This is a genomic window from Cupriavidus sp. MEYA8, from assembly GCF_059278825.1.
Genome location: NZ_CM181222.1, coordinates 83,566 through 97,977, shown reverse-complemented (window position 1 = coordinate 97,977; position 14,412 = coordinate 83,566). Strand labels below are relative to the sequence as shown.

10 protein-coding genes are annotated in these 14,412 nt (G+C 68.6%); all 10 read left to right on the top strand.

Annotation, left to right across the window (positions count from 1 at the left end; genetic code table 11):
- Window positions 1–184 precede the first annotated feature (184 nt).
- The 10 genes from AC5WJ1_RS17565 (at window position 185) to AC5WJ1_RS17520 (ending at window position 14,369) form a co-directional block, all read left to right on the top strand.
- Window positions 185–1,735, top strand: coding sequence for an acyl-CoA carboxylase subunit beta (locus AC5WJ1_RS17565; protein WP_135703901.1), 1,551 nt, complete (start codon window positions 185–187; stop codon window positions 1,733–1,735).
- Between the two features lie 51 nt (window positions 1,736–1,786).
- The gene (locus AC5WJ1_RS17560) at window positions 1,787–5,104 is read left to right on the top strand and encodes an acetyl-CoA carboxylase family protein (protein WP_494476820.1); all 3,318 of its coding nucleotides are present in this window, start codon (window positions 1,787–1,789) and stop codon (window positions 5,102–5,104) included.
- Window positions 5,105–5,146: 42 nt separating this feature from the next.
- Window positions 5,147–7,618, top strand: coding sequence for a CaiB/BaiF CoA-transferase family protein (locus AC5WJ1_RS17555; protein WP_494476819.1), 2,472 nt, complete (start codon window positions 5,147–5,149; stop codon window positions 7,616–7,618).
- 44 nt (window positions 7,619–7,662) lie between these two features.
- Window positions 7,663–8,691: a tripartite tricarboxylate transporter substrate binding protein gene (locus AC5WJ1_RS17550; RefSeq protein WP_494476818.1), complete on the top strand. Its 1,029-nt coding sequence runs from the start codon at window positions 7,663–7,665 to the stop codon at window positions 8,689–8,691.
- 196 nt (window positions 8,692–8,887) lie between these two features.
- On the top strand, window positions 8,888–10,234 hold the full coding sequence (locus AC5WJ1_RS17545) for an MFS transporter (RefSeq protein WP_195427434.1): 1,347 nt from the start codon (window positions 8,888–8,890) through the stop codon (window positions 10,232–10,234).
- Window positions 10,235–10,328: 94 nt separating this feature from the next.
- Window positions 10,329–10,949, top strand: a complete 621-nt coding sequence (locus AC5WJ1_RS17540; RefSeq protein ID WP_133093271.1) for a TetR/AcrR family transcriptional regulator — start codon at window positions 10,329–10,331, stop codon at window positions 10,947–10,949.
- A 158-nt stretch (window positions 10,950–11,107) separates the two neighbouring features.
- On the top strand, window positions 11,108–12,325 hold the full coding sequence (locus tag AC5WJ1_RS17535) for a YbfB/YjiJ family MFS transporter (RefSeq protein ID WP_494476817.1): 1,218 nt from the start codon (window positions 11,108–11,110) through the stop codon (window positions 12,323–12,325).
- A 92-nt stretch (window positions 12,326–12,417) separates the two neighbouring features.
- Window positions 12,418–13,533, top strand: coding sequence for an NADH:flavin oxidoreductase/NADH oxidase (locus tag AC5WJ1_RS17530; RefSeq protein ID WP_135703908.1), 1,116 nt, complete (start codon window positions 12,418–12,420; stop codon window positions 13,531–13,533).
- A gap of 29 nt (window positions 13,534–13,562) precedes the next feature.
- On the top strand, window positions 13,563–13,985 hold the full coding sequence (locus AC5WJ1_RS17525) for a VOC family protein (protein ID WP_135703909.1): 423 nt from the start codon (window positions 13,563–13,565) through the stop codon (window positions 13,983–13,985).
- Between the two features lie 216 nt (window positions 13,986–14,201).
- Window positions 14,202–14,369, top strand: coding sequence for a hypothetical protein (locus AC5WJ1_RS17520; RefSeq protein ID WP_165971435.1), 168 nt, complete (start codon window positions 14,202–14,204; stop codon window positions 14,367–14,369).
- The last annotated feature ends 43 nt before the right edge of the window (window positions 14,370–14,412 follow it).

Here is a 14,412-nt window from a genome sequence, read left to right as displayed (position 1 = left end):
GGACACTTGATGTCTCCATGCGTGCCTCTAATGCGGACACGTTTGTGTACTCATGGTGGACATCCTAACGGCGGCCGGGCATTTGTTCAATGAAATCAACGCGTAATCGAGCGCCCTGTGGCTGGCACGGCTCCTGCGGAAGTGTTGGCGACACATGTGCCGCGCAAAGACACAGGAGAGGACAGTGAGCTGGCAGCCCGAAATCGATGAACTGGCCTACCGCCGGCGGCTTGCCGCCCGGATGGGCGGCGAAGGCAAGGTGGAACGCCACAAGGCGGCCGGCAAGCTGACGGTGCGCGAGCGTATCGATGCCCTGGCCGATCCCGGCTCGTTCCGCGAGGTCGGGGGCCTGACCGGCAGCGGCCGCTATGACAGCAACGGGCGGCTGGTGGACCTGGTTCCCTCGAACCTGGTGATGGGCCGCGCGCAGGTCGGCGGCCGGCCGGCGGTGCTGGTGGGCGACGACTTCACCGTGCGCGGCGGCGCCAACGAAGGCGCAGTGGGCGACAAGCTGATCCACGCCGAAAAGATGGCGCACGACCTGCGGCTGCCGATGATCCGGCTGGTCGACGGCACCGGCGGCGGCGGTTCGGTGCGCAATATCGAGATCAAGGGCCATACCCTCATCCCCACCATGAAGGTCTGGCAGCACGTGGTGGAGAACATGTCCGTGGTGCCGGTGGTGTCGCTGGCATTGGGATCCGTGGCGGGCATGGGCGCGGCCCGCGTGGCCGCCAGCCATTATTCGGTGATGGTCAGGGAAACCTCGCAACTGTTCAACGAGGGCCCGCCGTCGGTGGTGGCCCGCGTGGGCGAGGAACTGAGCAAGAACGAGCTGGGCGGCAGCCAGATCCACACCCGCAACGGCGTGGTGGACGACGAGGTCGGCAGCGAGCAGGAAGCCTTCGCGTGCGCGCGCCGGTTCCTGTCGTATCTGCCGCCTTCCGTTTTCGAGCTGCCGCCGCGGAGCGAGCCCGACGACGACCCGGCGCGCCGCGACGAATGGCTGCTGTCGGCAATCCCGCGGGATAACCGGGCGGACTACAGCATCCGGCCCATCGTGCAGGCGCTGGTGGACGCCGATTCCTTCTTCGAGATCGGCATGCACTGGGGCTGCGCCGTCATCACCGCGCTGGCACGGCTGGATGGCTGGCCGGTGGCGGTGATCGCCAGCGACCCGTCCTTCCATGGCGGCAGCTGGGACAGCGCCAGCGCCGAGAAATTCACGCGCTTCGTCGACATGGCGCAGGCCTTCCACCTGCCGGTGGTCAACCTGGTCGATACGGCCGGGTTCCAGGTCGGCCTCGAGGCCGAAAAGGCGGGAATCATGCGCTACGGCGTGCGCGCGCTGTCGGCGCTCTACCAGGCCACGGTGCCGTGGTGCTCGGTGATCCTGCGCCGTGCCTACGGCGTGTCGGCAGCCGGCCACCAGCACATGGGGCGCTTCAATTTCCGCTACGCGTGGCCCTCCGCCAACTGGGGCGCATTGCCGATCGAAGGCGGCCTCGACGTTGCCTACAAGGCCGAGATCGAAGGCGCCGACGATCCGGTGCAGAAGCGCGCCGAGATCGAGCTGCGCGTGCGCAGCCTGACGTCGCCGTTCCGCAGCGCGGAAGCCTTCGTCATCGAAGACATCATCGACCCGCGCGAGACCCGCACGCTGCTGTGCGAGTTCGCCAACCTGGCGGCGCCGCTGCGCGAAGCCGGCATCAGCCGGTTCGGCATCCGGCCCTGAGCGGCCAGGCACCCACGGCACAGACATCGAAATACAAACGAGGAGACTGCATTGAAGAAGCTGTTGATCGCCAATCGAGGTGAGATCGCGCTGCGCGTGCTGCGTGCCGCACGCGATCTCGAAATCGGGACCGTCGCGGTCTATTCGCAAGACGACCAGGGCGCGCTGCACCGGATCCTGGCCGACGAGGCCGTTGCCCTCGATGGTGCCGGGCCGGCTGCGTACATCGACATCGCAGGCATCATTGCCGCGGCGAAAGCATCCGGTTGCGATGCCATCCATCCGGGCTATGGCTTCCTCAGCGAACGGGCCGATTTTGCCCAGGCCTGCCACGAGGCCGGCATCCGCTTTATCGGCCCCACCGTCGAGCAGTTGGCGCTGTTCGGCGACAAGGGGCGGGCACTGGAACTGGCGGCCGACAGCGACGTGCCGGTCATGCCGGCCACGCGCGGCGCAGCGTCGCTCGAGGAAATCACCAGCTTCTTCGACCAGCAAGGCGGCGCGGGCGTGGTGATCAAGGCGGTCGGTGGCGGCGGCGGGCGCGGCATGCGGGTGGTGCGCCGGCGCGAAGAACTGGCCGAAGCCTATGCGCGCTGCCGCTCCGAGGCGGGCTCGGCGTTCGGCATCGATGCCGTCTACGCCGAGCGGCTGGTGGCCCGCGCGCGCCATATCGAAGTGCAGATCGCCGGCGACGGCGCGCACGTCATTGCCCTCGGCGAACGCGACTGCACCCTGCAGCGCCGCTTCCAGAAGCTGGTGGAAATCGCCCCCAGCCCGGTGCTCAGGCCGCAGCTGCGCGAGCAGATCATCAAGGCGGCGCTCAGGCTGGCGCGCCGCGTCAACTACCAGAGCCTGGGCACCTTCGAGTTCCTGGTCGAGGAAACCGAATCCGGCGAGCAGAAGGATTTTGTCTTTATCGAAGCCAATCCCCGCCTGCAGGTCGAGCACACCATCACCGAGCAGGTCACCGGCGTCGACCTGGTCGCGCTGCAGATCGGGATTGCCGCGGGGCAGACACTCTCCGATCTCGGCCTGGACCCCGCTGCGCCGCCGCAACCCCGCGGCTATGCCATCCAGGTGCGCATCAACGCGGAAATGACCGACGCGCACGGCCTGGCGCGCCCTGCGCACGGCCGCCTGGAGCGCTTCGATCCGCCTTCGGGCCCTGACGTCCGCGTCGATTCCCATGGCTACGCCGGCTATGAACCGTCGCCCAACTTCGACACCTTGCTGGCCAAGCTGATCGTCAGCAGCGCGGCGCCGAAGTTCGATGCGGCCGTGCGGCGCCTGCAGCGCAGCCTGGCGGAGTTCCGCATCGCCGGCGTGCCGACCAACCTCGACCTGCTGCGCGCGCTGGTGCAGCGCGACGATTTCCTCGCGCAGGATGTCCATACCCGGCACTTCGAAGCGATCGTGCAGGAGCTGACCGCATCGGCGGAGGCCATCGCGCAGGCCGGGCGCGCGCAGGAAGCCTTGCTGGGCGGCCCGGCCCGTGCTTCACACGCGCTTGCGCCGCGCCACGCCGATGCGGAAGAGGAGGTCGGCGAGGGACTGGTGGCGATCCGTGCGCCGCTGACCGGCAGGGTGGTGGAGATTGCCGTCGCGCTGGACGAGATCGTCAAGCCGGGGCAGACCGTCGCGGTGCTCGACGCCATGAAGATGGAGCATGCCATCGTCGCGGAATGCGGCGGGCGCGTGGTCGACCTGCGGCTGGAGCCGGGCGCGCTGGCCGCCGAAAACCAGGTGCTGATCGTGCTGGAGCAGCTCGAGGCCGATGGCATCGCCGTGGCTGCCGCCCAGCAGCTCGATCCGAACGCGATTCGCGCGGACCTGCAGCGCGTGCTGGACCGGCATGCCTACCTGGATGACGCCGCGCGCCCCGATGCCGTTGCCAGGCGCCGCTCGCGCGGGCAGCGCACCGCGCGCGAGAACGTCGCCGACCTGTGCGATGCGGATACCTTCGTCGAGTATGGAGCGCTGGCACTCGCCGCGCAGGCTTCGCGCCGCAGCCAGCAGGACCTCATTGCCAACACCCCGGCGGATGGCCTGATCACGGGCATCGGCAATATCAATGGCGAACTGGTCGGCAAGGATCGGGCGCGCAGCGCGGTGATGGCCTACGACGCCACGGTGATGGCCGGCACGCAGGGCAAGCGCAACCATATCAAGACCGACCGCATCGTGGAGGTGGCGCTGCGCGACGAGCTGCCGCTGGTGCTGTTTGGCGAAGGCGGTGGCGGCCGGCCCGGCGACGTGGATTTCCCTTCGGTATCCGGGCTGTACCAGCCGTCGTTCGCCGCCTTTGCCGAGCTAAGCGGCAATGTGCCGGTGGTGGGCATTGTCTCGGGGCGCTGCTTCGCCGGCAACGCAGCCTTCCTCGGCTGCTGCGACGTCATCATTGCCGACCGGTCGGCCAATATCGGCATGGCGGGACCGGCCATGATCGAAGGCGGCGGCCTCGGCATCTTCAGCCCCGAAGAGGTCGGGCCCGCATCGGTGCAGCATGCCAATGGCGTGGTCGATATCCTGGTCGACAACGAGGCCGAAGCCGTGCAGGCAGCGAAGCACTATCTGTCGATGTTCCAGGGCCGCGTGGCGCACTGGAGCGCACCGGAGGCGCTGGCGCTGCGCCATGTCGTCCCCGAGAACCGGCTGCGCGTCTACGACACCCGCAAGGCCATCGAGGGTATTGCCGATGCCGGCAGCGTGCTGATGCTGCGCAGCGGCTTCGGCGCGGGCATCCACACTGCGCTGGCCCGAGTGGAAGGGCAGCCCATCGGCATCATGGCCAACAACCCCTATCACCTTGGGGGCGCCATCGATGCGGATGCCGCGGACAAGGCGTCGCGCTTCATGCAGCTGTGCGATGCGCATGGGCTGCCGATCGTCTCGCTGATCGACACCCCCGGGTTCATGGTCGGGCCGGAGGTCGAGGCCCGCGCACAGGTGCGGCACGTGTCGCGCATGTTCCTGACGGCGGCCAAGCTGCGTGTCGCGCTGCTGGCGGTGACGCTGCGCAAGGGCTACGGGCTTGGCGCCATGGCCATGGCGGGCGGCGGCTTCCGCTCGGCCAGCTTCACCGTGTCGTGGCCGACCGGCGAGTTCGGCCCGATGGGCCTGGAAGGCGCGGTCAGGCTGGGCTTCAAGAAGGAGCTTGAGGCCGTACCGGATGGTCCCGAGCGCAAGGCGCTGTTCGACCGGCTGGTGGCCCAGTCCTACGAGCGCGGCCACGCGATCAACACCGCGGCCGCCGTCGAGATCGACGCGGTGATCGACCCCGCGCAGACACGGAAGTGGATCGCACAGGGCATCGCCTCCGCGGAAGTGCGCAGCCGCAGGGAGCGCCGCGGCTTCATCGATGCGTGGTAAGCGCCGTGCCTGACGAGCCCACAGACAGAGCCAGGAGTTTTCATGATCAAGCATGGTATTGACCCGGCGCAGCTGGCGCTGGGTGGGTTGCGCGTGCTCGAAGTCGGCAGCGGGCCTGCGCTGGCGTACGCAGGCAAGCTGTTTTCCGATTTCGGCGCCGAAGTCATCAAGGTGGAAAGCCCGTCCGGCGACGCCTGGCGGCGGATGCCGCCCATGGTCAGCGCAGCGGGGGCCGCGCAGCCGGAAAGCGCGCTCTTTGCATGGCTGAACACCAACAAGCGCAGCGTCACCGCGCACGACGGTAACGCCGAGGACCGCGCATGGCTGGCCCATCTGGCGCGCACGTGCGACGTGGTGCTGGATGCCCGTGCGCTGGCTGAAGGCCCGGGCATCCTCGGCACGCCGGTCTGGCAGGGCATGGCCGATGAAGCGCGGGGGCAAGAGCCGATCGAGGTGGCACTCACCTGGTTCGGCGAAAGCGGACCATACAGCCATTACGCTGGCGCTGAAGCAGTATGCCGCGGACTTGCCGGCGCCGTGCATGGCAGCGGCCCCGCAGATGGGCCGCCACACATGCCGCACGACGTGCAGTCGGCGATCGTGGTCGGCTTGAGCGCATTCTCGGCCGCCGCCGCGGCGCTGATCGGGAGCGGGCAGGGCAGCCGCCGCTATGTGCTGAGCGCCCACGAATCCATCTTCAGCGTGGTCGAGATGGAAGCGGGCATGGTGCAGGACAAGCGCCATCCGCTCCAGCGCCTTGGCGTCAACCGGTTCTGCGGCACGCATCCGGCCGGGATCTACCAGACCGCCGAAGGGTGGATCGGCATCTTTACGCACACCCTGCCGCAGTGGAAGGGCCTGTGCGAGGCCATCGGGCGTCCGGACCTCGGCAGCGATCCGCGCTACGCAAGCGGCCCGGAGCGGATGGCGCGCGCGGACGAGATCGACGCGCTGCTTCTGCCTGCGTTCCTGGCGCGCACGGCCCGGCAGTGGTTCGAGATCCTGGGCGGCAAGAAGCATCCCGCCGTGATCGTGCCGACGATGGAGACCCTGCTCGGCCAGGAAGTGCATCGGCAGCGCGGTGCCTTCGTGCCGGTCGGCGTGGGCGGCGCATCGTTTGAAGGCCCGGTGGTGCCGCTACGCCTCGACGCGGCGGGTCCGCTGCCCGGCGGGTATGCGCCGGCGAAAGGCTCCCATGACCTGCACTATCGGACCTCGGGGCTGGATCATCGCCCGCGTCTGAGCCTCAGGCGAACGGCAGGGGAGCGCTTGCCGCTGCAAGGTATCCGCGTCATCGACCTGACGATGGGCTGGGCGGGACCGCTTGCGGCGCGGACGCTGGCCGACTTTGGCGCGGAGATCATCAAGGTCGAAAGTACCGGCTATCCCGACTGGTGGCGCGGCGCCAATTTCACCGAGGCTTTCTATCGGGACAGGCTGTACGAGAAGAACTCGAACTTCAACCTGATGAACCGCAACAAGCTGGGCATCACGCTGGACCTGACGCGCCCCGAAGGCAAGCAGTTGCTGCTGCAGCTGGTCGAAGGCGCCGACGCGGTCATCGAGAATTACTCCGCGGAGGTCTTGCCAAAACTAGGGCTGGACTACGAAGCGCTGCGCGCCAGAAACAAACGGCTTGTCATGCTGTCGATGCCGGCCTTCGGGCTCGGCAATGCGTGGAGCAATACCCGCGCCTACGGCGGCACGCTGGAGCAGGCCAGCGGGCTGCCGCTCTACACGGGGCACCCCGATGGCCCGCCGGCGATGACGTCATACGCCTACGGCGACCCGATCGGCGGCCTCAATGGTGGCGCGGCGATCCTGCTCGCGCTGTTTGCCCAGCAAGCGACGGGGCAGGGGCGGCACATCAACCTGTCGCAGGTGGAGGCCATGTTGCCGATGGCCGCGCCGTTCATGCTGGAGCAGTCCATCTCCGGCGCCGTATCGCCGCGCCAGGGCAATCGCCATCCGATGTACGCACCCCATGGTTGCTTCCGCTGCGCTGGCGACGATGCGTGGATCGTGCTGACTGTTACCGACGCGGACTGGCCCGCGCTATGCCGGGCGATCGGACGGGCGGACCTCTCCGCCGATCCGCGGCTGGAGCAGGGAGCGGGGCGGCGCGCCGAGGCGGACAGGATCGAGCAGGCGATCGGGTCCTGGTGCATGGCGCGGGACGCCGAACAGGCAATGCACCTGCTGCAACAGGCCGGGATCGCCGCTGGCGTGGTGCGTCCCATGTCGCAGGTGCTGCAGGACGCCCATCTGCGGTCGCGCGGATTCTGGTGCGAAGTCGAGCGCGCCCATATCGGCACCTACACCAGCAGCACTGCCTGGTTCAGGACCGGGCCAGGCCCTGTGCCCATCCGCAATGTCGCGCCGACGCTGGGCGAACACACCGAAGCGGTGTTGAGCCGCGTGCTTGGACTGGGCGCGGAGCAGATCGCAAGCCTGGAGCGGCAGGGCATCACCGGCACCGTCGCGAAACCAAAGCACGCGAAGGAAACGCCATAGGCCGGCAAGTATTCAGCACACCATTACTACGATACGGAGACGATATGAACAAACCGACATGGATCCAGCGCTGCCAGGCAAGCGCAAAGGCCGGCAAGTTCAGCATGGCGGCAGCCGCGCTGGGCATCCTGGCCGCGACGATAGCCGCGCCGGCTGCGGCGCAGAATAACGGCTGGCCCAGCAAGCCGATCCGCATGATTGTCCCGTTTCCGGCGGGGTCGTTCACGGATACCGTGGCGCGGGTGCTTTCGGAGCGCCTGACCAAATCCCTCGGCCAGCCCGTGGTCGTGGAAAACAAGGCCGGAGCGAACGGGCTGATCGGTGTCGGCGAGGCCGCCAGGGCCGCGCCCGACGGCTATACCTTGCTGGTCACCAACTCCAGCAGCATCACCATCAATCCGCAGATCTACAAGAAAGGGACTTACTCGCCGAAGGACTTCACGCCGGTCACCCTTGTCCTCGAAGCGCCATTCATCCTTGTCACCAATCCGGACTGGTCGCAGAAGAACTCGGTCGGGTCGGTACCGGAGCTGGTGCGCTACGCGACGCAGTATCCCGGCAAGGTCAGCTATGGCTCGGCCGGACCGGGCAATATCGCGCATCTCAGCTTTGCCATGCTGAACAACCGGGCGAAGATCAAGACCACGCACATTCCGTACAAGTCCGCGGCGCAGGCACAACTGGCCGTGATCAGCGGCGAACTGGATACTGCCTTCGATACCTGGACGGCACTGCCGCAGATCAAGGCCGGCAAGCTCAAGCCCATCGCCGTCAGCGCATCGAAGCGCATGGCGCAGTTGCCGGATGTGCCGACGCTGGAGGAACTCGGCATTGCGCCCTTCAACGTAACCTTCTGGATCGGCATGCTGGCACCGGCCGGCACGCCGCCGCAGATCGTCCAGAAGCTCCATTCGGTGATGCAGGGGGTTCTCGAGGACGGCAAGGCGAAGACAGCGCTGGGACAGCAAGGCGATGTCGTGATGATCGATCCGGCCAACTTTGCGAAGCGCGTGGAGAAGGAAGAGGGCAACTGGACGGCGGTGATCCAGCGTGAAGGCATCACGCTGGACTGACCCGGCAGACTGCACGGCGGCGGACGGGAATCCTGCGGGAAATGTGCATACATATGAAGCCCTCTTCAGCACGCTGAAGCGTTTTCCCGTATCGTGTCGGTCTGGTGCTGCCACTGGCGGCCACCGGTAACCGGCAACGACAGTGTCAAGCACAGCGCCCCTTCCCTCCGCGTCTGCCGCCGCCGCAGACAACGCCATGACAGCGCGCGAGCGCCGCGGCATGGCCGCCATCCTGATCGCGGTCGCCCTGGCGACCCTCGATACCGCCATCGCCAATACGGCGCTGCCCTCGATCGCCGCCGACCTGCGCGCCACGCCGGCGGCGTCGGTCTGGGTGATCAATGCGTACCAGCTGGCCATGGTCGCCACGCTGCTGCCGTTCGCGGCGCTGGGCGGCATCCTGGGGCACCGGCGCATCTATCTTGGCGGCGTCGCGGTATTCACCGTCGCGTCGGTCATCTGCGCGCTGGCGTGGTCGTTGCCGACGCTGGCGGCGGCACGTGCGCTGCAAGGCATCGGCGCGGCCGCGATCATGAGCGTCAACACGGCGCTGATCAGCTCGATCTTTCCGATGCACAGGCTGGGGCGCGGGGTGGGATTGAACGCGCTGGTGGTCGGGGTGTCGTTCGCGGTGGGGCCGACGGTGGCGTCGGTGATCCTGTCGTTCGGCACGTGGCCGTGGCTGTTTGCCGTCAACCTGCCGATCGGTCTGCTGGCGCTGGGGATCGCGCGCGGCGCGCTGCCGCAGACGCCGCGCGGCACGCAATCTTTCGACCGGGTCGCGGCGCTCCTCAACGTGGTGGCCTTTGCCGCGCTGATCTTCGCGCTCGGCGAGGGCGCGCAGCGCGCACCGCTGCACGAATCGCTCGCGGCCGCCGGCGTGTTCGTGGTGGCGTTCGGGCTGCTGGTCTGGCGCGAACGCGGCCGGCCCGCGCCGATGCTGCCGCTGGACCTGTTCCGCCGGCCGATGTTCGCGCTGTCTACGCTGACCGCGGTGTGCTCGTTCGCGGCGCAGGGGCTGGCGTTCGTGTCGCTGCCGTTCTACTTCCAGCATGTGCTGGGGCGAGGGCAGGTCGAGACCGGGTTCCTGCTGACCCCATGGTCGGTGGTGGTGGCGCTGATGGCTCCGCTCGCTGGCCGGCTTTCCGACCGCTATCCGCCCGGCCTGCTGGGTGGCGTGGGACTGGCGGTGCTGAGTGCGGGCATGGTGTCGCTGGCGCTGTTGCCGGACAATCCCAGCGCGCTCGATATCGGCATCCGCATGTGCATCTGCGGGGCCGGCTTTGGCTTTTTCCAGTCGCCCAACCTGAAGGCCCTGATGGCCAGCGCGCCGCGTGAGCGCAGCGGCGGCGCCAGCGGGGTGATTGCCACCGCGCGCCTGCTCGGCCAGGCCACCGGCGCCGCGCTGGTGGCGTTGTGCTTCGGCATCGGCGGAACCCACGGTCCGGGGCTGGCCCTGGCGCTGGGCGCCGCGTTTGCCGCGGTGGCGGCGATAGCGAGCTGGCTGCGGCTGGTCGCGCCCGACCCGCTGGCGCCGGCCTGACCCTTGCCTGACACTTGCATCGAGCATGGCCTTGTGTTTTGTATCGATCGATCTATAATTCGTTTCATAGCGAACGATACAAAATCGAGCGACCATGGCCAGACCCCGCAAATTCGACGAACAGACCGCGCTGACGGCGGCGCTGGATGCCTTCTGGGCGCGCGGCTACGAGGCCACGTCCACGCGCGACCTGACCAGTGCCATGGGTATGACCCAGCCCAGCCTGTACAACGCCTTCGGCGACAAGCGCTCGCTGTTCCTGCTGGCGCTGGAAGGCTATGTCGAAGCCAGCATGCGCGAGCGGATCGCCCGGCTGGGCACGACGCTGCCACCCGGCGCGGCCATTTCGGCGTACCTGTCTGAAAGCCTGGAGCGCTCACTGGCGGATCCGCTGCACCGCGGCTGCCTGCTGGTCAACACCGCACTGGAAGTCACGCCTGACGATCCCGGCCTGCAGCAGAAGGTCGCGGACGCATTCGCCGAAATCCGCGCATTCTTCCGCGACCGTTTCGCCGCCGCGCAGCAGCAGGGCGCGGCCAGCACCGGCGTGTCGGCCGACGACGCTTCGGCACAGCTGCTGGCGACGCTGCTCGGCATGCGCGTGCTGGCTCGCTCCGCCCCCCAGCGCGCCTTGCTCGAGGCGGCTGTGCGGCCGACGCTGGCGCTGCTCGGCCTGCCGCCACTGAGCGCGGCCGCGGTGCCCGGCACCGGCTGATTCCCGCCATCCCGGCCTGACCTTTCCCGTTTGTAGCTCCCGGACACGCCGCCCAGGCAGCGTGGCGGGCAGCTGCATGCCCTTTTTCCGGCGCCATGCCTGGCGCCGATGGCCCCGTTTTGCCCGGCGCAAGGGCGGGGGCCACACCGGAGATTCCCATGTCCAGACCTGCCGGCCTCTGCGCCGCCCCCACCGCGCCCGATCCCCTGGCATGGCGCGAGATCTACGCCGCGCTGTGCGGCCTGTGCGCGAGCCTCGTCGCCATCGGCCTGGCGCGCTTTGCCTACACCGCGCTGGTGCCGCCGCTGATCCAGTCGCACTGGTTCCCGGCCTCGCAGACCGTCGCGCTGGGCGCGGCCAACTTCGCCGGCTACCTGGCCGGCGCCTTGCTGGGCCGGCCGATGGTATCGGTCTGGTCCAGCCGCACGGTGCTGCGCGCGTTGATGCTTGCCGCCACGCTGGCATTCTTTGCCTGCGCGTGGCCTTTGTCGGTGGCGTGGTTCTTCGGCTGGCGCTTTGTCTCGGGGCTGGCCGGGGGCGGCATCATGGTGCTGGTGGCGACCTCGATCCTGCCGCATATCCCGGCGCCGCGCCGCGGGCTGGCGATGGGCACGATCTTCGTCGGGCTTGGCCTGGGTATCGCTGCCTCGGGCACGCTCGTGCCGCGCCTGCTGCAGTTCGGCCTGCGCGAGACCTGGCTGGGGCTGGGCGCGTTGGCGCTGGCGCTGACCGTGTTCAGCTGGTTCGGCTGGCCCGGCCCGCTGCCGCAATCCGGTGCGGGCGCGGCGGCAAAGGCACCGCCGGCAGCGGCGCGGCGTCGGCTGCAATGGCTCTACGCGCAATACGCGATCAATGCGTTCGGACTGGTGCCGGCGATGCTGCTGCTGGTCGACCTGGTCGCACGCGGGCTGGGGCGCGGCAGCGAGGTCGGCGCATCGTACTGGGTGCTCTATGGCCTGGGCGCGATCGCCGGGCCGCTGGTGTGCGGCTTTGCCGGCGAACGCATCGGCTTCGGCGTTGCCTATCGCGTCGCGCTGCTGCTGCAGGGACTTGCCGCGGCGATGCTGGCATTGTGCGGCGATCCGCTTGCGCTGGGCGTGGCGGCGGTGGTCCTCGGTGCCTTCACGCCCGGCATTGCGCCGCTCGGACTGGGCGCGATCCAGGAGGCGCTGCCGCACGACCCTGCCGCGCAGCGCGCCGCATGGAGCCATGCCACCAGTGCCTTTGCGCTGTTCCAGGCGCTGGCCGGCTACGGCTATGCATGGCTGTTTGCGCATTCGCATGAGAACTACGTGCTGATCTTCGGCTGCGGCGCGGCGGCGCTGGCACTGGCGCTGGTGTTGAGCCTGGCCGGCCAGCGCCGCGCGGCACCGTGAACGTCGCCGGCAGCAATCCCGGCATCGGCCTAGAATCCAGATTTCCCCCGGCCCCGCTGCGGGCCGGCATGACCTGCAAGGAGCAGCAACGCATGAGCCATCTGTTCGAACCGCTGGAAATCGGCAGCCTCCGGCTCGCCAACCGCATCATCATTGCGCCGATGTGCCAGTACTCGGCGCAGGACGGCAACGCCGGCGACTGGCACATGATCCATCTCGGCACGCTGGCGCTGTCAGGCGCCGGCATGCTGATCGTGGAAGCGACCGCGGTCTCGCCGGAAGGCCGCATCACGCCGCAGGACCTGGGCCTGTATTCGGACGACAACGAGGCGGCGCTGGGGCGCGTGGTGCAGGCGATGCGCGCGCATTCGCCCATCGGCATAGCGATCCAGCTCGGCCATGCGGGCCGCAAGGCGTCGAGCCATGCGCCGTGGGACGGGGGTCAGCAGATCGCGCCGGATGCGCCCGGCGGCTGGCACGCCGTGGCGCCGTCGGCGGTGCCGCATGGCGACGGCGAAGTGCCGCCGGCCGCGCTCGACCGCGCCGGTATGGACAAGGTGCGCGACGACTTTGTCGCGGCGGCGCGGCGCGCGGCACGGCTCGGGCTGGACGGCATCGAGATCCATGCCGCGCATGGCTACCTGCTGCACCAGTTCCTGTCGCCGCTGGCCAACCATCGCGACGACGAATACGGCGGCAGCCTGGAAAACCGCATGCGCTTTCCGATCGAAGTCTTCGACGCGGTGCGCGAAGCGTTCCCAGCGGAGCGGCCGGTGTGGATGCGCATTTCGGCCACCGACTGGGTGCCGGGCGGATGGGACATCGAGGGCACGGTGGCCTTGTCCAAGGCAGTGCAGTCGCGCGGCTGCGCGGCCATCCACGTCACCACCGGCGGCGTCTCGCCGCAGCAGGCGATCAAGCTCGGCCCGGGCTACCAGGTGCCGTACGCACAGCGCGTCAAGGCCGAAGTGGGGCTGCCGACGATCGCGGTGGGCCTGATCACCGAGCCCGAGCAGGCCGAAGCGATCATTGCCAACCAGGAGGCCGATGCGGTCTCGCTGGCGCGCGCCATGCTGTACGACCCGCGCTGGCCGTGGCATGCGGCCGCGCGGCTGGGCGCCAGCGTCCATGCGCCGAAGCAGTACTGGCGCTCGCAGCCGCGCGAACTGAAGGACCTGTTTGCCGGCGCCGCCTTCGGCCAGCGCTAGGCCCACCACATCTGCAGGAGGGTAGTGCCATGAAGCCTCGCATCACACTGGTCACGCTGGGCGTCGACGACCTGGAGCGCGCGGTGCGCTTCTATCGCGATGGCCTGGGATTGTCGACACCGGGCATTGTCGGCCAGCAGTTCGAGCACGGCGCGGTGGCGTTCTTCGACCTGCAGTCCGGGCTGAAGCTGGCACTGTGGCCGCGCGCGAGCCTGGCGCACGACGCCGGGCTGACGGTGACACCGCGCGCGTCCACCGATTTTTCGCTGGCCCACAATGTCGGCGACAAGGCGGAAGTCGATGCCGTGATGGCGCAGGCGAAGGCGGCAGGCGCTACCGTGGTCAAACCGGCGCAGGACACGTTCTGGGGCGGCTATGCGGGCTATTTCCAGGATCCCGACGGGCACCTGTGGGAGGTCGCTTGGAACCCGGAAATGCTGCCCGCCGGCTGACCTGCCACGCCTCCCTTGCGGCGGCGCCCCAGCCGTGGTGCGCCGCCGCAAAGGGATTTCCATGATTGCCACGCCCGCGCGAACTCCCGACTATCCTTGGTAACAGACAGCCTTAGCATGGCGGCGGAGCGGCCCCCACGCAGTGCCTTTGCATCACGCTTCGCCGGCAGACCACCGAAGTAAAGCAATAAGAACAAAAGGCCAAGGGAGACATCCATGCAAGTCTATGACAGCCTGCTGTATGTGACTGCGATGGTGCTGGTGTGCTTGTACGTGTATCTGGGCGTGCTGTCGCGCAGTGCCGCGATTCGCCTGGGTTCGCCGGCGATCGTGGCGGGACTGGTGCTCGCTTACTCGCTGTCCCCGCTGCATTCGGGCGGCTGACGCCCGCAGCGGTGCGCGGCCATCCGGCTTGATGCGGGAGGGC